We start from the raw sequence: 19,999 nt of genomic DNA, 5'->3' as shown, positions 1-19,999 counted from the left end.
AATACAGACAGATAAAAAACAACATGATACTAAAATCAACAGTACCTTGCCTAATGGGATTAGCATTGATGACGGGCTGTGTAGTAAACGCGCAACCCGATATTGCCATGGCTCCAACAGGTGAGGAGCTTAAAGTTTGCGCAGCAGAAGATGAAATGCCTTACTCCAATAAAAAAGAAGAAGGCTTTGAAAACAAGCTAACCCGCTTAATGGGGCAAAACCTGAATCGTAAAATCAAATATGTCTACTGGAAAGACCCGCGTTATTTTATCCGTGACTTTTTAGACAAAGGTCTATGTGATGTTGTTATTGGTGTAGATGCGGGTGACCCACGGGTTTTAACCACTGAACCTTATTATCGCTCAGCTTATACATTTATTTCACGAGAAGACGATGATTTAGACTTAAAAGACTGGGATAGTGACGTACTGCGTTCAGTGAAGCGTATTGGCTTTATTCCAGGCACACCCTCGGAAGTAATGATTCGGGCTATTGGTCGATACAGTGATATGTTTAACTATAACAAGGAATTAGTAGGCTTTAAATCCCGCCGTAACCAGTATGTTAAATATGATACCCGTAAATTAGTGAATGATGTTTCCAGTGGCAAAGCAGAAGTTGCAGTACTTTGGGGGCCATCAGCAGCCCGCTATGTTAAAGAGTCCACGACACTGTTAGCAATGACTGTTATTCCAGATAACAGCATCCGTTCTGATGGTAAAAAAGTAGGCCAACATTACAGCACGTCTATGGCGGTACGCAAAGGTGATACGGCTTTACTAGAACGACTGAATCACTTTATTAAACAGCAGAAAGCTGAAATCAATGATCTCTTAGACGCTGAAGGCATCCCCTTATTACCTGAAGTGAAGGTCGTACAGCTATCAAACAATAAGGATACATAATGAAATTTAAACACATTGTAACAAGTACAGTATTAGCAACTGCTTTTATCGGTAATATTGCACAGGCAGATATTACCTTGCGACATGCAATACAAGGTACAGAATTAGATATGAGTTTCGCCAAAAAAGGCGGTGATACCCCTGCTTTTAAAGAATTTATGAAAGATGGAAGGAACCCCTATAACACAGATAAAGAAGCTATTGAGCATGGCGAAAGCCTATATATGACAGGCTGTTCAGGTTGTCATGGACATGAGGCGGAAGGAAAGCTAGGACCAGGTCTGGCGGATGATTATTGGACCTATCCTGCCATAGCAACAGACAAAGGTTTATTTGAAATTTTATTTGGGGGAGCCAATGGCATGATGGGTCCCCAGTACGGCAATTTCAATACTGATGAAATGCTACAAATTATGGCCTGGATACGATCTATCTACACAGGGAAACCAAAAAAAGCCAAATGGCTGAAAAAATAACTCAGGAGATAACGATGAAAAATAAAATATTATCAATTGCTGTTTTATTAACGGCATCTGTATCGTTTACGGCTCAGGCTTATGACGGTACTAATTGTAAAGAACCCGGAAATTGCTGGGAACCAAAACCAGGCTACCCCGCTAAAGTGGCTGGTAGCAAGTATGATCCCAAGCATGACTCCAACGAACTGAATAAACAATCGGTCTCAATTAAAGAAATGGAAGCGCGCAATAAACAGCGCTCAGCCCATTTTAATAAAACAGGTACGTTTGTTTATGATGTAGATGAGCTTTAAAGACACCTCATCTTGCAGGCTAACCCCTTGCACCCCCAAGGTGTATGTGGCACAACCTTCGAGTGATTATCGCCATAGATATATATTGAGTTGATTTTCCTGCATGGAAGCGGGAAAGCTGCATAATCAGGAAATGCTAGCTTTGTCGAAAGTCACGCTTTGAAATAGCGTCATAGGTAGCTACTTGCCTGTTTCAATCGTACGGCTGCCAACGAAATCAGCGATTGTAACCTGCAACGATAAATACACGAAGTGCGCCCTGCCCCTTTCTGGAAGACTCAAATTGCTTCCAGTAAAGACTAATATTAGCATTTACTCCAGCTCTCTCCTCCGAGCTGGAGTTTTTTTTGGATGATAAATTTGAATAATCAACTTAGCGACTGGCGAGATTTAGCTTTACAGTTCGAACAACAAATCAACAATACGGTTCTAGGGCAACAAAAAGCGGTAAGACATTGCGTTATTTCTGTTTTTGCTCGTGGGCATGTATTACTTGAAGGTAATGTTGGGGTTGGAAAAACAACCTTGCTGCGCGCAGTTGCACAAGGCTTAGGGGGGGATTATCAGCGAATTGAAGGCACCATAGATTTAATGCCATCAGATTTGATTTATTACACCTACCTGGATAATAAAGGTAAACCACAAGTAGATCCCGGACCGTTACTGAAACAAGGCGACAGTTTAGCGACTTTTTTCTTTAATGAAATAAATCGGGCACGTCCACAAGTCCATTCTCTGCTACTTAGAGTAATGGCTGAAAGAAGTATTAGCGCCTTTAATCAAGAATACCAATTTCCTCATATTCAAGTCTTTGCCGATAGAAATCGCATAGAAAAAGAAGAAACCTTTGAGCTACCTGCCGCTGCTCGTGACCGGTTTATGATGGAAATCAATATAGACATGCCAACAGATGACGGTCTATTAAAAGAACTCATTTTTAACTCTCGCTTTCATGATGTAGATAAGTTAATTGCAACAGTGGAAACAGGGAATATCGCCTATTACCAATTAAATGAATTAGCCCAGCAGATTCAACAAAGTATTCAGCCTAGCGCCATGCTAAAAAATTATGTCCTGGATTTATGGAAAGCCAGTAAGTACCCAAAAAAATACGGTATTAAATTAATCGATGTCGAAATGGATCAACTGATTCAGTCGGGCGCCAGCCCAAGAGGGATGAGCTTTTTAATTCGTGCGGCCAAAGTGAATGCCTGGCTGGAGAATAGAACTACTTTATTACCTGAAGATTTACAGGCTGTATTTCAAGTTTCCATGGCACACCGCATCTTTTTAAATCCAATTTACAGCTATCGACAAGAACAGCTAATGCCAGAACTCATTACCGGCATTCTTGAGGGAATCGCCGCACCATAACCCATAACAAAATAGTTATGTAAGGATAAAAATAAAACACCTATGACTAAACAAGCGTTTTTTAAAGTAATCACCCCAGAAAGTGGTTTTAGAGATTTACTGGGTATTTATATAAACTGGACAGGTGTGGGCTTTGTCTGTGCCATTATTGCCGAACGATTAGATCATTTTAGTGGTGTCTCTTATGCCTCATATTACACAACTTCACTTAATTCGGCTATTGGGGTTAAATTCTGGGCATTAATCAGTATTATCGGGTTATTACTGTTTTGTCTGAGTCTGCCTCTTGTTTATCTGGATCAAAGATCAACCCGGTTCAAAAAAAACTGCCAACGTTTTCGTTATTTCAGTTATGGTTTTTTTCTGGTTGCCTTTGATGAAGGCGCGTTAATATTGGGAATTCTACTGGCTAATTTGATTCATACCAATGAACGGGCGGATCTATTAACGACAAAATCCTTCTTGTTTACTGAGGCCAGTTTCTTAAGTATTGTGGCATTAATTATTGCTAATTCACTGCTTTGGTTGCTGGGTGAATCACTTTACAACCGCCAACATAAAAATTACTCAGGCGTTGTTTATCTGATCGTAACCAGTCCTTTAAAATATAGTGTGCCTGTCTATCTGCTGTTTACGATCGCATTTGTTATGCTGGTTATTAATCAATCGTAAGATGATAGAAAACAACATTTTTTATTACCGAAAAGCCGCACAATACAATGTATTTCCAGGCGCTCATGCAGGTAAAATTGTAGGCAATGGTCTTCTTTTTAAACAGCATAAACCTCTGATTGCAGCGCCTGACCCAAGGCATATTGATTTAAGAGCCAGCATGCTAAATCCTTTTGCTCAGTATCAAGTTAAGTCTTTTCAGCAACAATCCCGTTTAGATGTCTTTTTACTGGCTGATTTATCCGCGTCTATGAGCTATCAGGGGCAATACAATAAACAGCATGTGCTTGTTGATTGCCTGTTGTCAGTTGCTAAGTCTGCTCATGCGACCGGTGATCGCTTTGGCTTTGTTGGCTGTGGTCAGTTAATTGATCCTCAACTACTTATTTCACCAGCAAATCTGCAGCAAGGACGAGTAACTGAAATGGCTAAACAGATTCAACAAAGTGTTCTCACTGGTCAGGCCGAAAGTTTTACTCAAGCAGCTGATTATCTTCCGGACAGTTCTGCTTTGGTGTTTTTGTTATCTGATTTTTATATGCCGATTAACAACATTCAACAACAAATGCAGAGACTCAATAAACATACGGTCGTGCCTCTGGTGTTATGGGATCAACATGAAAGCAGTGCTTTACCCCGCTGGGGTGTGGTGAAATTTTCTGATCTGGAGCAAGGAAAAACGCGCACTTTGTGGATGCGGCCATCGTTGCAAAAGAAAATCCAAACCGCATTTGCGCAAAGAAAACAACAATTACAACATTGTTTTAGAAGCTTTGGTTGTGAACCACTATTTCTGAAGCAAGGGTATCGTGCCGAATCAATTAGCCAGTATTTTTTACAGCTTGCAGGTTAAAAACAGATGTCGCTTAATATTATTTTTATTTTTTTTATAGGTTTGTTGTTGAGTGGATGCTCTAGCTCAATTAATGACCCCGTCACATTATTCCAAGTACAAAACCCGCGTCCTTTTGGTTATGTGATTGGTGATGAAATCAAGCGACGAATTATTATAGAGGCTAGAGACGGATTGGCTTTGCAATCCAGCAGCATACCAAGCAAAGGCGAGGTTAATCGCTGGCTTAACTTGAATAGGATTAAAATTGATAAAACCAAAGTCAAAGCAGGGATTCGTTATCAAATTGACCTGAGCTATCAATTATTTTATGCACCTTTAGAGGTGAAAATGCTTGAATTACCGAGTGTTACTTTACAATTCAAGCAGTTTGGAAACACCACAGAAAAAACTGTACCACGCTGGAATTTTACAACTGCTCCTCTACGAGAATTGGCGATTAGAAAAGATGAGGGCAAAGAATATATGCGTGCAGATACCCCCGCACCCTTATTGGATGACACCAACGCAATTAATCGCTTGATCATCAGCTTGCTGATTGCCTTTATATTGGCCGCTTATCTCGCATGGCTCTATGGTCTATTAACTTTTTTACCTAAATATCAGATATTTAAATACCCTTCACGGCAATTAGCTAAATTATCGGACGATGACTTGTCTGATATGCTAACCATCATGCATAAGGCGTTAAATCAGTTAAATGGTAAGCCCTTATTTCAACATCGATTGGCAGATTTTTATCAACGGTTTCCGCAGTATCAACAGTTAAATAATGAACTGGTCTGGTTTTATAATTACTCAAACCAATACTATTTTAGTGCTGATAGTCAGCTTAGAACAAATGATCACGATAAAATAAAACTATTGTGCCAGCATTGCCTGCAGATAGAACGAGGCAAACGATGAATTTTACTGTCGATCATCCCTGGGTATTGCTGGCTTTGCTGCTGACATTATTACCCTTATTTAATAATGGTATGAGTCACAATTCTTATCCTTCAATACAGATATTACCCACTGATACACTCTCTACATTTTTTTCGGTCTTGCTGAAATTGATTGCTATGGCTGCAATTACTTGTCTGGTTTTAGCCTTAGCAGGTTTAAATCGAGGCAAACAGAGCAGGGAGCGCATTGGTTATGGTGCACATATCGTGTTATTGCTGGATAGAAGTAAAAGTATGGATTATACCTATGCGGGTAAAGCCCCCGATGGCAGCGAAGAATCAAAAGCCAGTGCAGCTAAGCGATTGTTAAGTGAGTTCATAAAAAAACGTCAGCATGATCGTATTGGTGTGGCCGGATATAGTACCTCACCGCTATTTTTTATGCCATTGACTGAAAACAAACAGGCCGCACTTGCCGCCGTTTCTGCCACTGATTTACCAGCACTGGCTTATACCAATATTAGTAAAGGGCTGGCTATGGGCTTGTCTTTTTTTCAACAACAAAGCACCCAGACTGGCTCACGTATTATTTTGTTAGTTTCTGACGGTGCGGCTGTGATTGACTCTGACAGTGAGACCAATATAAGACGTTGGGCAAAGCAGTATAACGTGCGTTTGTACTGGATCTTTATGCGCAGTGAAAATAGTGCAGGCTTATACGATAAACCTGAAAACCCACGAGATGATAATGCAGGGGCAATGCCCGAACGTTACCTACATTTGTTTTTTGAAAGCTTAGGGATTCCCTATAAAGCCTATCAGGCAGAAAATCCCGATGCCGTACAAGAAGCGATTAATGATATAAACAAATTAGAAAACATGCCCTTACATTATGTAGAAAAAATTCCTAAACAAGATTTGTCAAACCAGTGCTATTTATTCGCCAGTCTTTTTATCAGTCTGTTATGGGCCTGTAAACTTGCAGAGGTGCGTCTATGATAAAAGCTATACGCCATTACACTTACTGGGGCACACTAATGATTGTTTTGGTCATTGCTCTGCAAAGCGCTTTTTCTTACTATCAAATAGCGAGTAGTAATCAATTAATTGCTCAGTTAAATCAAGGCCAGGATGTAACACTTGAACAGACTAAGCATAGTGATCCAGAGATACTATTAGCGCATGCCACATATCTTAAACAGAAGCATCGTTATAAAGAAGCGCAAGCCAATTTAAGCCAGATCATTAATCAAGGCAGTCTGAAAATGCAAACTATTAGTCGCTATAATCTGGGTAACACGTATTTAGAACAAGCTATTGAACTTGCTGATTCCATGCAAATCAATGAAGCAACGGCACTGGCCGCCTTAGCAAAACAAGCTTACCGACAAGCCTTGGCACTGGACAGTCATTATTGGGATGCAAAATATAATTTAGAAGTTGCCATGCGTTTATTACCAGAAATGGATCGAATCATTATGGAAAAGGATGACCCCATCCCTGAAAAGAAAGCAAAACTCTGGGCTACCGTGCCAGGCTTTCCTCGTGGTTTGCCTTAAAGTTATGAACCGACAGCAATTATCAAAAATTCTGAAAGATTATCGGTTTTATTGTTTAAGCCTCGCCTTATTAGCGATGTTAGCTTTATTTATTAAGCCTCAAATAATTAAATCTCAGCCCGTTTATAACTTTACATTTATCATTGACATAACACGCAGCATGAATGCTAGAGATTATCAGCTAAAAGATGAAGCCGTTAGTCGACTGCAACTTGTTAAACAGGCGCTGAATGAGCTGGTATTGAAACTCCCGTGCCAATCTAAAATCGGCTTAGGACTTTTTACGGAAAGAAAATCCACTTTATTATTTGAACCCATCGAAGTTTGTGCATCGTATGCAGAAATTGACAAGGTGATTAACAGTATAGACTGGAGGATGGCATGGGCGGCAGATAGCCGTATCAGTAAAGGACTTGCAAGTACAATTACTCAATTACAAAACAACGATAGCCATATTGTTTTTTTTACCGATGGGCAAGAAGCACCGCCCGTGAACCCTCGCTATAAAACAGATTTTAGCGGCTTAAAAACGAAACTGAAAGGGGTGTTAGTTGGCGTAGGGGGCTTGCAAAATGTTCCTATTCCTAAATACAACAATCAAGGCCAACAACATGGAGTTTATAAACAAGATGATGTTCCTCATCGTTCAACATTTGGTATGGCGCCCACTTCATCGGTTCCCGTAGAGGGTTATAATGCGCGAAATGCCCCTTTCGGCAGCGCTAAAGTAGCAGGAGATCAACATTTAACACGTTTGTACGAACCTTATTTACAACAACTCAGTAAGCAAGTTGAATGGGCATACCACCGCTTGGAAAGCAGTGAATTATTGAGTAAGGTACTACAAACCCCCGCATTTTCGAAACAACAGCAGATTTTATCTGATAATCGTCCTTATTTTGCTATTTTCACATTAATACTACTGGGTTGGGTTTATTTTCCGCACTTGACCAAAAAATATTGAAAATCATGCTTTGTATAAAAATGGGCCTTATTAAATACTTGTTAATATTTATTCTAAATTTATTATTTCAATATCTCGTGTAGATGCGTAGATCGTCGTTTTTGTTAAATCCATCAATCCTACCTAAAATGATGGATTTCGCCACCCATCCTTACGGGTTATTACATACCTAAAAAAATACACTTCATTCTACCTATCCTGAAATGTTAAATATATTTTATTACTTACTTATTGCCTCGCATTGGCTTTTAATACCCGTTTTAAGTGTGTGAATTAAGGGCTTGCACGTAGATAATTCCAGAAAAACATGGCTGCTGATAATTTTCCAAGTACATGAGCCATCAGTCCAAAGTAATAAAGAACTTTATCAACACATTCAATACCCATTTTCGATCCAACCAAACAAAGTCTCAATTGGTTAGCGAACTCGAGAAACTGCGGTCGATAGCCTTTGATCCAGCGGCTCCAAGTATTTTTGCCGCTTTTGTTTTTTAACAGGCGCCAATACAGTTAATTGTTGCTCCTGCTCAACAACTTTGGCATCAGGTCTTTGACAAGTTTTACCGTCGTACAATTCATAAATATGAAGTGAGGTCCGAACGCAAACAAAAAACCGTGCCATCATATTTACTTACACTCGTTACTCCTGTATACCTTGAGTAACCCAGACTTTGAATCGGTAACTTAGTTTCGTTAATGTAACGGGCAATAAATCAATTAGCCAAGCTTACCCATTATTTTTTGCCTCTTTCCCTTGCTTGAATGATTTAAATAAAGGAGCAAAAACATCTGCAACCTTGTTAAGTCGCTGAATAAAAGCTGTATAGCAGAGTAATTTTGGAAGTCAACTTCGTAAGTGTCGATCCGCATATTTGCTTTATTTTCAAATAAATAAATGTATTGTTATTAGTTGTTCTTACCAGTCCATTTTTAACCTTGATTATTGAGGGAAAATGATGTCTTTCTCAAAATTTTAAGGTCTAAGACTGAACTAACTTCTAATTTTTAGCTCTTAATTCACACTTAAATGAGCTATTAATCAAGGTGTGATTAGTAATACCCATACATCTATGGAACTGCATTCTCTGTATGCTCAAACTTAAGAAGCTGCCAATCAAACAAAAGGCATCAGGGCTTTGTCTATATGAAGCAGCGAACATTGCAATTAACGCTGACCTGAGCGCTATTCTACTATTTTGTTCTCGCTCCCGCGTTAGAAAAAGATAAGTAAAGTATTTGCTCCATATCAGGTGGCTAACCCAGAATATGATTAGTTTATTACATGGAAACATATGAGATAATAAGCAATAAATACTGGTTCTACCACCGCTGTAACCCTATAGATTTTAAAAAAATTACCCCCATTGTACAATTAAGACTACACACCCATTTTTAGAAGGAAAAACAAATGGCTATTTTCGGCAAAAAAGATAAAGACAAACAATTTAAATATCCGGGTATTCGCATGGCAATGGATGGCAATGCAGCGGTCGTCATGTGTGAGCGAGAAGCCAGTGATGCAGCCGGCGCTTTTCCTATTACGCCCTCTACTGATATGGGTGAAGGCTGGGCTGAACAAAAAAGCAAAGGGCATATAAATATCTCCGGTCGCCCGCTTATTTTTGTCGAACCAGAAGGCGAACATGCAGCAGCCGCGATTACCGCAGGCATGTCTATGACCGGATTGCGTGCCACAAACTTTAGCTCATCACAAGGCATCGCCTATATGCATGAGTCTTTATATGCTGCCGTAGGTAAACGTCTGCCCTATGTGCTCAATATTGCCTGCCGCGCGATTACTAAAGCTTCTTTAAACGTGCATTGTGGTCATGATGACTATCATTGCATGGACGACACTGGTTTTATTCAGGTGTTTGCCAAAGATAATCAGGAGGTGGCCGATCTAAATATAATTAGCCGTAAAATTGCCGAACTTAGTTTAAATCCGGCAGCTGTCGCTCAGGATGGATTTTTAACTTCACATTTAATTGAAGCCCTGCAATTACCTGAACGTGAGTTAATTGAAGAATTCTTAGGCCTACCAGACGATATTATTATCTGCCCAACGCCTGCACAACGAATTATATTTGGTGAAAGCCGGCGTAGAATTCCTGCTGTTTGGGATGTCGATAAACCGATGATGTCTGGCGTGGTACAAAACCAGGATTCCTACATGCAATCTGTTGCCGGTCAACGGCCTTACTTTTTTGACCATGTGCAAAACTTTGCAGATGAGTGTATGGATGAATGGTATGAACTGACCGGCAGACGCTACAATCGTATTGGTCAATATCGCTGTAATGATGCGGAATACCTGATTATAGCCCAGGGCAGTGTCATTCATACTGCACAGGCAACCGCTGATTATTTACGTGAAAAACGTAATATTAAAGTGGGCGTAGTAAATATGACTTTTTTCCGCCCGTTCCCTGGCGATCTGATTTCTGCTATTGCCAAAGGTCGTAAAGGTATTACTGTTATGGAGCGCACCGATCAGCCCTTATCAGAAGATTTGCCGCTCATTTCAGAAATCCGTAACGCCATGGCCAAGGCTTTTGAAAATGGTCATGCCAAAGAAATCCCATTCCCTGAATATGCGTCTTATAATAAAGTCACTGACACTTCACCACTTTATTCAGCCTGCTTTGGCCTGGGTAGTCGTGACTTACAACCCGAAGGCATTATTGCTGCGATAGAAAATATGCTACCGCAGGGGAAGCGTAAGAAATTTTTCTATCTGGGCATAGACTTTGTACGTAGCCAGGCCTACTCGCCTAAGCAGGAAATTCAACAGCAATCAGTTGTCGATGCTTACCCGGCGATTCGTGATTTAGCGCTAAAAGGCTCAGAAAATCCAAATTTAATGCCCAAAGACTCGCTGACCGTGCGTATGCATTCCGTTGGCGGCTGGGGAGCAATCACCACAGGTAAAAACCTGGCAATGACTTTGTTTGACTTGCTTGATTATAATATCAAAGCAAATCCCAAATACGGCTCAGAGAAAAAAGGCCAGCCAACCACTTATTATTTATCAGCGGCACCCGAGCCGATTCGCATTACCTGTGAATATGCGCATGTAGATGTAGTCATAGCACCGGATCCCAACGTTTTCACACACTCAAATCCACTGGCAGGCCTGAATAAAAATGGCGTGTTTATTATTCAAAGTGATTTGGCAACAGCTGAAGAAGTCTGGCGTACTTTCCCGAAAGCCTCGCAACAATATATCGTTGATAAAAACATCAAAGTCGCGTACCTGGATGGCTTTAAAATCGCCCGCGAGGAAACTAATCACCCTGATTTACAATTTCGTATGCAGGGCATTGCTTTTCAGGGTGCATTTTTTGAATCGTCTCCAATCGCTAAAAATGCGGGGAAAAGCAAGGACGATATTTTACAAGCCATTCATGACACCATCAAAGCCAAATTTGGCGGCAAAGGCGAACAGGTAGTTGAGGAAAATTTCCGTACTGTAAAGCGTGGCTTTAGCGAAACTAAACACCTCGCGGTTGAGGAAATGAAGGTGGGTGATGTCGCTCCGTGGGCAGTTAAGAAAGAAAATACTGCGCCACTGATGTTGTTACAAAAACCGGCAAATGACGATCCGTTATCGGATATTCATCGTTTCTTTGAGCAAACGGGAACCAATTATATTAACGGCCGCGCCAATGACAATCTGGCCGACCCATTTCTTGCACTGAGCATTATTCCTGCTGCTAGCGGCATTTACCGGGACATGACACAGGTTCGCTTTGAGCATCCCGTATGGATACCGGAAAATTGTACTGCGTGTGGCGACTGTTATACCGTCTGCCCTGATAGTGCCATTCCAGGCTTGATCAACAGCGTTAATGAAGTGTTTGAAACCAATATCAAACGTATCGAAAAAACCGGCAAAACAGTCAAGCATTTGCGCCGTGCCATTCGTAATGTAGAAAAAAAATATCATGCCTTAACTGCCGATAAATCAGAAGGTACCGTTTTAGACCCGATTTTTAATAAATCGATAGGCGAAACCATTAAAGAATATCCCGAAGCCGAACAGGCCGAGGTCAAACAGGAGTTTGAATGGTTTAAAGATGCCATGGGCAGCTTTAAATTTGCCATTACCAAGCCATACCACGATGCGGTAAATAAGCGTACCCCTAATAATGGCGGCTTATTCTCGATCACTATTAACCCGATGACCTGTAAAGGTTGCATGGAATGTGTACAGGTTTGTCCTGATGAAGCCTTAGAGCCAACTCCACAAACCGTCGAAAGTATAAAAACGCTACGCAATGACTGGGAATACTGGAACGATCTGCCAACCTCGAACTCTAAATACAAACGTATTGATGATTTAGATGAAAAAGTTGGCGCGCTAACCACCATGCTTCTGGATAAACGCACCTATGCTTCCATGAATTGTGGCGATGGCGCTTGTTTAGGCTGTGGTGAAAAAACCATCGTGCATTTATTTACCGGCACTGTAACTGCACTAATGCAGCCGCGTGCTAAAAAACAAGTGGCCAAAATTGAACAGCTGATAACAGGCATGGAAAAACATATCCGTTTGAAATTATCAGAAAAACTGGATATTAGTGATATAGAAGCGGTCGAAGCTGCAATTGATGCGAATAAAAATGTTGATTTAACGTTATCCAAGTTAAGCAGTTCTTTAAGTGAAGGTAAAGCCAGCGACCCTATTGATGCCAAATGGTTAAAATGGGCCTCACAGATTGTCGCTAAATTAAAGCATTTAAAATGGCAATATACGCAAGGCGTGACCGGCAATGGCCGTGTGGAAATGGGCATCACTAACAGCACCGGCTGTTCTTCAGTATGGGGCTCAACTTTCCCTTTTAACCCCTACCCTTTTCCATGGGCGAATAATTTATTCCAGGATGCACCGTCTTTAGCGATGGGCATTTTTGAAGGGCATATGGTCAAAATGGCGGATGGTTTTAAAGCGATTCGCATGGCGGAATTGGAAATTGCCGGAAAATACGACAAACAAGAAAGCGACCATTTCTTCAAATATTTCGACTGGCACCAATTCAGCGAAGAAGAATACTTAATGTGTCCACCCGTGGTAACAGTAGGCGGCGATGGCGCAATGTACGATATAGGCTTACAAAACCTGTCGCGCAGTATTATGTCGGGTATGCCGTTAAAAATATTGATTCTGGATACTCAGGTTTATTCTAATACGGGAGGTCAGGCCTGTACTTCAGGCTTTACCGGACAAGTATCGGATATGGCCCCGTATGGCAAGGAATGGAAAGGCAAAACAGAGCGCCGCAAAGAAATGAGTTTAATTGCCATGGCGCACAGAACTACTTACACGCTGCAAAGCTCGATTGCCCACCCAAATCATTTAATAGAAGGCTATATTGACGGTTTAAATTATCGCGGCCCTGCGGTATTTAATATTTATGCGGTTTGCCAGCCTGAACACGGCGTTGCAGACGATGCTGCCGATATGCAAAGCAAATTAGCCGTTGAAGCACGCGCTTATCCGCTAATGACTTACGACCCACGTGAAGATGACACCTGGGAAAAAAGCATGTCACTCAAAGGCAATCCGGACTTAGACAAAGACTGGACCACTTACGAACTTAAATATGTTGATGAATACGGCATTGAAGATACCATGACCGTACCACTAACCTTTGCGGATTGGGCCATGACCGAAGGCCGTTTTCAAAAGCACTTTAAATTTATCGCACCGTCACAATGGCACGATGACATGGTGCCGCTACATGAGTTTATTGATTTATCGCATGATGAGATGGCAGAACATACGCCCTATGTTTACGCAGTACATCCTGATTCTAATACTTTGGTACGCGTAGGCATCGACCCTGAAATTGTCCATGCCACCATTGAACGCCGTAACTTCTGGCGCACCTTAAAAGGTTTGGCGGGTGTTGATAAAGTGGAGATTGATGTCGATGCCATTGCCGCCCAGGCGAAAGCGGAAATGGCATCAAGTATTGCGTCTAATTTAATGTCTATAGCGGGCGGCAATGGTGGTGATGTTAGCGTATTAGCGGCGGCTTTAGCAGCTGCACCGGCAGCGAATGCGCCTCAAGTACCTGTACCAGCAGTAGCCCCTGCTAAAACACAGACAGCCAGTGCTGCAGCGCCACAAGCAACAACGACTACTGCTGCAAAAGCTTCGCCTGCTGCTGGCGGCTATGATCCAGTCTGGATAGAAACGCCAGACTGTACAACGTGTGATGAATGTGTCGAGATTAATCCAAAAATCTTCAAATACAATGAAGATAAAAAGGCCGTTGTCATTGACCCGACAGCCGGAACTTTTGAAGATATTGTTAAAGCCGCCGAAAAATGTACTGCCGTGATTATTCACCCGGGCACACCATGGAACCCTAATGAGAAGAACCTGGATAAATTAATTAAACGCGCAGAAAAATTTCAGTAAGTCTGCTGTTATACTTCGCGCGGTCACGGATGCGGTTTTCTAGTGGCCGCGCGAAGTATAGAATGTCTGAAAGTTAGAACGTGGCTTTAAACCTGTAGTGTTGCACACTGGCTTGCAAAAACTACGTTCCAGCACTTATGAGAACGAGAATTCAATATTGCCAATTCATGTAGACTAAAATGTGTGCCCCCAATAGTTTAAATACCTGAAGCGTATTGTGCAGCATGTCTTGCTGTCAGACATGACTCTGTATTCTCTGCGCATCTTCGCTTTGACCTGAACTATTTGCCATAAACATATACGACAAGAATGCATTCATTTGAAACTTAATGAGTTATAAAAAAACCTTAGTAAAATTCGTAATTAAAAAAACTCCGAAGACAATGATACTATGGGCAGCAAATAAAAAAGCTAGAGGAGTAGCAAAACTGACGGATTTCAGTTTTAATTCTGAAGAGCGCAAACTTTATGCACAAATGCTGCTTTCTGGAGAGCAGGATGCCACCAATTTATGGATTGAAGACTTTACCCTGATAACTCAAGAAAAGTCATTCCTGATTGTTATCCATCAGGCACAATCTAACCGTCCCTGGATAGATACCTTGTTAAGAAATTTCGTGTTAGAACGGGAATGGAAAATTCCTGATAATCATGCTGATCTAATTCATTATTTACTTGCTTTAGAAAACTCCAGGCAGGAAGAAAATAAAGCATAACGCTCGTTGCTGTGCTCTTGTTGTTTGAGACGCGTCATAGTCATAATACTTGAACAGCCTGAAACTGGAGCTTTAGCACCTTATCCAGCCTTTGCCGGGTTAAAATCTCAGTTTCTTATGATTTTGCAATCTTTCAATATTAAGCAATAATCCGGGAGAAAAAATATGTTAAAACAATCAATATGGAAAGATGATATTGATTGAAAATGATTCCGCCTGCAACTAAACAATCTAGCAACCCGCTTTATGGTATAAAATAATAACGTAAAAACATCCGCTGTGTACCCAAATGCCTATACAGACTAAAAAATTCTGTAATATTGCATTCGGTATTAAGCAAAAAATACTTATGAACCTACTTAAACTTTTTGGCAAAAAAACCTTTCCTCACGGCATTCATCCTGATGCCTATAAAGAGGAAACTAATGCTAAAATCACGCGTCGCCTGCCTTTTGCTGCTGAAATAGTTGTGCCTTTGGCACAAAGTATCGGCAGGCCTGCGAAAGCGATTGTTTTTAGAGGTCAGCATATTGTTCGCGGTGAAGTCATTGCCGAAGCGGATGGCTTTATGTCAGTGCCTATCCATGCGCCTGTTAGCGGTACAGTCAAGGAAATTGATATTGCTCCTACTGCGAAAGGGGGCAAACAGCCAGCGATTATCATTACTACGTCCTTAAACTCTGGTCAGCAGGTCCAGGATTCTGGTGAGCGTAACGATTACCTGCAAATGTCGCGTGAGGAACTGGTTAAGGCTGTACAAAATACAGGTCTTGTTGGCCTTGGTGGCGCTGCATTTCCTACCCATGTAAAAATGGCCATTCCCCCAGACCGTAAAATTCACACAGTACTGGTTAATGGTTGCGAATGCGAGCCCTTTCTAACCACTGACCACCGGGTTATGCTGGAAAAAATCGATAATTTATTACTCGGCATTCGCATTGCCATGCGAACTGTCGATGCCCCAAAAGCAATTATTGGCATAGAAGATAACAAGCTAAATGTATTAACAGCGATAAAACCCTATTTACCTGATGACGGTACCATTACGATTGAAGCCGTAGAAACAAAATATCCTCAGGGCGCAGAGAAGATGCTGGCTTATTCCTTATTAGGCATAGAAATTCCATCCGGTGGCCTGCCGTCCGAAGTTGGTTTAGCTGTTTTTAATGTGGCCACCCTGGCTGAGCTGGGAGCGCTTCTGCCTGCAAAACAAGGCTTAATCGAACGCATTATTACCATCACCGGCGATGGCGTAAAAAAACCAGGCAACTACCTGGCACCGATTGGCACACCGGTTCGCTTTTTACTGGAATATGCGGAATTTATTGGCGATGAAGCAGAGCTTATTCTTGGCGGCCCGATGATGGGCATGCCTGCGCGTTCTCTGGATGTACCGATTACTAAAGGCACGGGAGCTTTGCTGGTATTAGATAAGCGCGCCACCAAACGTGATGACATACAGCCCTGCATCAAATGCACACAATGCCTACAAGCATGCCCAATTAACTTAAACCCGTCAGAATTGGGTTTATTAGCCGCTAAACGCCAATATGATGTTATGGAAGAAAAATATCACCTCAATGACTGCTTTGAATGTGGTTGCTGTAGTTATGTCTGCCCTTCGAATATCCCTCTGGTTCAGTATTTTAGGATAGCAAAAGCCTTAAACCGAGAGAGACATCTACAAAACAGCTAACAAATTAAAAAACACCTACCGGTAAAAGGGAATTTATGAACTTATTAAGATTATTTGGCAAAAAAACCTTTCCTCGCGGCATACACCTTGAGGAACACAAGGCAGAAACTAACGCCAAACCGACGCGTCGCCTGCCTTTTGCACCTGAAATTATCGTTCCTTTGGCACAGCATGTAGGCAAACCTGCTAAAGCCATTGTATTTAAAGGTCAACTGGTCACACGCGGAGAACTCATTGCCATAGCAGATGGTTTTATGTCTGTGCCTATTCATGCGCCCGTTACCGGCACGATCAAAGAAATTGGTCTGGCTAAAACAGCGCAGGGGGGTAAGCAAGCAGCTATTATCATCACCACATCACTCAGCTCCGGGCAACAGCTTTTAGACTCTGATATTCAGTTCGATTACCTGCAAATGTCCCGTGAGGAGCTCATTCAGGCAGTACAGAATACTGGCATAGTTGGCTTGGGAGGTGCTGCTTTCCCAACCCATGTAAAAATGCAGACTCCTGCAGACTGCTCAATTCATACCGTACTGGTGAATGGCTGTGAGTGTGAACCCTTTCTAACCACTGACCATCGTCTTATGTTAGAAAGAATAGAACATTTATTGCAGGGTATTCGTATCAGTATGAAATGTGTAGATGCGCCTAAGGCAATTATCGGTATAGAAGATAATAAAATGGATGTTTTACATGCTATTGAACCGCACTTGCCAGATGATAACAGTATTCGCATCAAAGCCATCGCTACTAAATACCCCCAGGGGGCGCAAAAAATGCTTGCCTATTCGCTATTAGGTATCGAGATCCCGTCGGGAAGCCGTTCCTCAGACGCAGGATTAGCCATTTTTAATGTTGCCACCTTAGCCAAGATAGGTGCTTTGTTACCCAAGGGTCATGGACTGATTGAGCGGACGATCACTGTAACCGGCGATAGTCTGGAAAATCCCGGGAATTATTTGGCACCGATTGGCACACCTTTACGCTATATTCTGGATCATGCCGGCTTTAAAGGTAAAGAAGCCGGAGTCATTCTCGGCGGCCCGATGATGGGCATACCGGTACGTTCTCTTGATGTGCCAATTACCAAAGGCACCGGCGGCGTATTAGTGCTTGATGAACGAGCAACCAGGCGTGATGACATATCACCTTGCATTAAATGCTCCAGCTGTCTGCAGGCATGCCCCATTAATTTAAACCCATCTGAACTCGGTTTATTAGCGGCCAAACGACAATATGATGTCATGGAAGAGAAATATCACCTGAATGACTGTTTTGAATGTGGTTGCTGCAGTTATGTTTGCCCTTCTAATATCCCGTTAGTGCAATACTTTAGAATTGCAAAAACACTAAACCGTGAAAGGCATCTACAAAATGGCTAAATCTGATTTAAAAATTGATATACGCACTTCGCCCTATATCCGTAAAGCACCGACTGTTGCGCAAATCATGCGTAATGTTGTCTATGCCTTGCTACCTCTGGTAATTTATTCTGTTTATCATTTTGGTATTAGTGCGCTGGCTTTGATACTGGTAACCGCAATGTCCTGCATGGCAACCGAGCATTTTTTCTGCAAAATGTCAGGTAAAAAATCAACCATTCTGGATGCCAGTGCGGCAGTGAGTGGACTGTTGCTGGCCATGACCTTGCCACCGGGGTTTCCCTTATGGATGGGTGCCGTAGCCGGATTTACTGCGATTGCCATGGGCAAAACCTTGTTTGGCGGGTTAGGCTTTAATCTCTTCAACCCTGCATTAGTGGGGCGCGCCTTTGTACAAGCCGCTTTTCCTGTGTCTATTACTACCTGGACACCGGCCTTAGCTACAGACCGTTTTGTCGAGTTTATACCTTCGACGCTGGCCTTGCCTTTTATGAAACCTCTGCCTACTGCGGATTGGTCAATACAAGTGGCCATAGATGGCTTTACCGGTGCGACCCCTTTAGCACTGATGAAATTTCAAGGGATAATAACCGATTCTTATGATTTATTTATGGGCAATGTAGCAGGCTCAACCGGCGAAACATCGGTCCTGTTAATTTTAGTGTGCGGAGCGTATTTAGTGTACAAACAAATGCTTGATTGGCGCATTCCTGCAGCCGTTATAATTGGTACAGCAATATCCGCAGAGCTTTTTTATTTTATCGATCCGGATAAATATCCCTCGCCTGCATTTATGTTATTTTCAGGCGGTCTAATGTTTGCTGCTGTGTTTATGGCTAGCGATATGGTTGCCTCTCCGGTGACTCCATTGGGGATTTTCGTGTTTGGCTGTTTAGTGGGAATATTAACCGTTGTTATTCGATTATTTGGCGGTTTAACCGAAGCGGTGATGTACGCGATCTTATTCGGCAATGCGGCAACGCCTATTATTGAAACGTATACCCAACCGCGTATTTATGGTGCGCGTAAGAATAAGCAGGATAAATCATGAGCACTCCAGAAAATCAGGTTCCTGAGCTGCCTTCGAGCACCAGGTTAATCAGCACCCTGGCCACGGTTGCAATGATTTCGGGTTTATTGGTAGTTCTGATCTATGAATTTACCAAGCCCATTATTGCCGAGAACCAGCGTCTGGCTACAGAACGTGCCATTTTTAAGGTTTTACCCCTGGCAAAAAGCCGTCTGACTTTTGTGGTTGATCAAGATAAGCTCGTTCTAGCTGATGACAAAACGGTAGGTGAACTTATTTATGCGGGTTATGACAAACAGAACAAACTGGTCGGTGTGGCCATCAATGCAGCTGCACAAGGTTATCAGGATATTGTTAAAATACTCTATGGGTACAATCCTGATAACGGCTGTATAATTGGTTTTGATGTCTTGAAAAGCACAGAGACACCGGGTTTTGGCACCAAAATCACTACTGACAAAGATTTTTTAGCTAATTTTAAATGTTTAGATGCAGAGATTAATATGGCACAATCCGGATTAGAAAATGCGATTAAAACAGTGCGTCATGGCACTAAACAACATGACTGGCAAATAGATGCCATTTCTGGTTCAACCATTACTTCTAATGCAATCGGGCGCATGTTAAATAAAAGTGCGCAGGCGGTACTGCCGATTGTTGTAGAAAATTTAGAACTATTAAAAAAAGGACAGCAATAAGCTGGAGCGCAATAGCTTTAGAGACTGTGAAAGTATTATGCGTAGGTTGGGGTGAAGCATG

At 41.9% G+C, this 19,999-nt stretch carries 16 protein-coding genes; all 16 read left to right on the top strand.

All coding sequences use genetic code 11. The annotated features are described in order from the left end of the window. Nucleotides 1-23 precede the first annotated feature (23 nt). The 16 genes from moxJ to AU255_RS02400 all read left to right on the top strand — a co-directional run bounded on the left by moxJ (nt 24) and on the right by AU255_RS02400 (nt 19,938). Entirely contained in the window at nt 24-905 is an 882-nt protein-coding gene (gene moxJ, locus AU255_RS02480) for a methanol oxidation system protein MoxJ (RefSeq protein WP_408606468.1), read from the top strand. Then, nucleotides 905-1,381 (top strand): cytochrome c(L), periplasmic, encoded by a 477-nt coding sequence (gene moxG, locus AU255_RS02475; RefSeq protein ID WP_080521407.1) that lies wholly within the window; start codon nt 905-907, stop codon nt 1,379-1,381. Before moxJ ends, moxG begins: the two co-directional genes overlap by 1 nt. 14 nt (nt 1,382-1,395) lie before the next feature. After that, nucleotides 1,396-1,677, top strand: a complete 282-nt coding sequence (locus AU255_RS02470; protein WP_080521406.1) for a methanol dehydrogenase [cytochrome c] subunit — start codon at nt 1,396-1,398, stop codon at nt 1,675-1,677. A 351-nt stretch (nt 1,678-2,028) separates the two neighbouring features. Then, nucleotides 2,029-3,051: an AAA family ATPase gene (locus AU255_RS02465; protein ID WP_080521405.1), complete on the top strand. Its 1,023-nt coding sequence runs from the start codon at nt 2,029-2,031 to the stop codon at nt 3,049-3,051. Between the two features lie 42 nt (nt 3,052-3,093). After that, nucleotides 3,094-3,723, top strand: coding sequence for an MxaP protein (locus tag AU255_RS02460; RefSeq protein WP_080521404.1), 630 nt, complete (start codon nt 3,094-3,096; stop codon nt 3,721-3,723). A 1-nt stretch (nt 3,724) separates the two neighbouring features. Then, entirely contained in the window at nt 3,725-4,576 is an 852-nt protein-coding gene (locus tag AU255_RS02455; protein WP_080521403.1) for a DUF58 domain-containing protein, read from the top strand. 6 nt (nt 4,577-4,582) lie between these two features. Continuing rightward, nucleotides 4,583-5,482: a hypothetical protein gene (locus AU255_RS02450; RefSeq protein WP_080521402.1), complete on the top strand. Its 900-nt coding sequence runs from the start codon at nt 4,583-4,585 to the stop codon at nt 5,480-5,482. Then, entirely contained in the window at nt 5,479-6,462 is a 984-nt protein-coding gene (locus AU255_RS02445) for a vWA domain-containing protein (RefSeq protein ID WP_080521401.1), read from the top strand. The genes AU255_RS02450 and AU255_RS02445 overlap by 4 nt, the downstream gene beginning before the upstream one ends. Then, entirely contained in the window at nt 6,459-7,022 is a 564-nt protein-coding gene (locus tag AU255_RS02440; RefSeq protein WP_080521400.1) for an MxaK protein, read from the top strand. Before AU255_RS02445 ends, AU255_RS02440 begins: the two co-directional genes overlap by 4 nt. 4 nt (nt 7,023-7,026) lie before the next feature. After that, nucleotides 7,027-7,986: a vWA domain-containing protein gene (locus AU255_RS02435; protein WP_080521399.1), complete on the top strand. Its 960-nt coding sequence runs from the start codon at nt 7,027-7,029 to the stop codon at nt 7,984-7,986. Nucleotides 7,987-9,394: 1,408 nt separating this feature from the next. Further along, nucleotides 9,395-14,416, top strand: a complete 5,022-nt coding sequence (locus AU255_RS02425) for a 2-oxoacid:acceptor oxidoreductase family protein (RefSeq protein WP_198942522.1) — start codon at nt 9,395-9,397, stop codon at nt 14,414-14,416. A gap of 383 nt (nt 14,417-14,799) precedes the next feature. Beyond that, a complete protein-coding gene (locus tag AU255_RS02420) occupies nt 14,800-15,132 on the top strand; it encodes a hypothetical protein (protein ID WP_143735840.1) in 333 nt (110 codons plus the stop codon). A gap of 349 nt (nt 15,133-15,481) precedes the next feature. Next, nucleotides 15,482-16,828, top strand: a complete 1,347-nt coding sequence (gene rsxC, locus AU255_RS02415) for an electron transport complex subunit RsxC (protein WP_080523257.1) — start codon at nt 15,482-15,484, stop codon at nt 16,826-16,828. Nucleotides 16,829-16,863: 35 nt separating this feature from the next. Beyond that, a complete protein-coding gene (gene rsxC / locus AU255_RS02410; protein ID WP_080521397.1) occupies nt 16,864-18,210 on the top strand; it encodes an electron transport complex subunit RsxC in 1,347 nt (448 codons plus the stop codon). After that, nucleotides 18,203-19,261 (top strand): RnfABCDGE type electron transport complex subunit D, encoded by a 1,059-nt coding sequence (locus AU255_RS02405; RefSeq protein WP_080521396.1) that lies wholly within the window; start codon nt 18,203-18,205, stop codon nt 19,259-19,261. Before rsxC (AU255_RS02410) ends, AU255_RS02405 begins: the two co-directional genes overlap by 8 nt. Next, the gene (locus AU255_RS02400) at nt 19,258-19,938 is read left to right on the top strand and encodes an FMN-binding protein (protein WP_080521395.1); all 681 of its coding nucleotides are present in this window, start codon (nt 19,258-19,260) and stop codon (nt 19,936-19,938) included. Before AU255_RS02405 ends, AU255_RS02400 begins: the two co-directional genes overlap by 4 nt. Nucleotides 19,939-19,999: the final 61 nt, after the last annotated feature.

Source organism: Methyloprofundus sedimenti (genome assembly GCF_002072955.1).
Taxonomy (GTDB): Bacteria; Pseudomonadota; Gammaproteobacteria; order Methylococcales; family Methylomonadaceae; genus Methyloprofundus; species Methyloprofundus sedimenti.
The sequence above is the reverse complement of the archived record's forward strand: the minus strand, read 5'-3'. Positions and strand labels throughout refer to the sequence as shown.

Bases quoted from the DNA above. Each gene is read 5' to 3' on its own strand.
- moxJ (WP_408606468.1), top strand. From the start codon at position 24: ATGATACTAAAATCAACAGTACCTTGCCTAATGGGATTAGCATTGATG.
- moxG (WP_080521407.1), top strand. From the start codon at position 905: ATGAAATTTAAACACATTGTAACAAGTACAGTATTAGCAACTGCTTTT.
- AU255_RS02470 (WP_080521406.1), top strand. From the start codon at position 1,396: ATGAAAAATAAAATATTATCAATTGCTGTTTTATTAACGGCATCTGTA.
- AU255_RS02465 (WP_080521405.1), top strand. From the start codon at position 2,029: ATGATAAATTTGAATAATCAACTTAGCGACTGGCGAGATTTAGCTTTA.
- AU255_RS02460 (WP_080521404.1), top strand. From the start codon at position 3,094: ATGACTAAACAAGCGTTTTTTAAAGTAATCACCCCAGAAAGTGGTTTT.
- AU255_RS02455 (WP_080521403.1), top strand. From the start codon at position 3,725: ATGATAGAAAACAACATTTTTTATTACCGAAAAGCCGCACAATACAAT.
- AU255_RS02450 (WP_080521402.1), top strand. From the start codon at position 4,583: ATGTCGCTTAATATTATTTTTATTTTTTTTATAGGTTTGTTGTTGAGT.
- AU255_RS02445 (WP_080521401.1), top strand. From the start codon at position 5,479: ATGAATTTTACTGTCGATCATCCCTGGGTATTGCTGGCTTTGCTGCTG.
- AU255_RS02440 (WP_080521400.1), top strand. From the start codon at position 6,459: ATGATAAAAGCTATACGCCATTACACTTACTGGGGCACACTAATGATT.
- AU255_RS02435 (WP_080521399.1), top strand. From the start codon at position 7,027: ATGAACCGACAGCAATTATCAAAAATTCTGAAAGATTATCGGTTTTAT.
- AU255_RS02425 (WP_198942522.1), top strand. From the start codon at position 9,395: ATGGCTATTTTCGGCAAAAAAGATAAAGACAAACAATTTAAATATCCG.
- AU255_RS02420 (WP_143735840.1), top strand. From the start codon at position 14,800: ATGATACTATGGGCAGCAAATAAAAAAGCTAGAGGAGTAGCAAAACTG.
- rsxC (WP_080523257.1), top strand. From the start codon at position 15,482: ATGAACCTACTTAAACTTTTTGGCAAAAAAACCTTTCCTCACGGCATT.
- rsxC (WP_080521397.1), top strand. From the start codon at position 16,864: ATGAACTTATTAAGATTATTTGGCAAAAAAACCTTTCCTCGCGGCATA.
- AU255_RS02405 (WP_080521396.1), top strand. From the start codon at position 18,203: ATGGCTAAATCTGATTTAAAAATTGATATACGCACTTCGCCCTATATC.
- AU255_RS02400 (WP_080521395.1), top strand. From the start codon at position 19,258: ATGAGCACTCCAGAAAATCAGGTTCCTGAGCTGCCTTCGAGCACCAGG.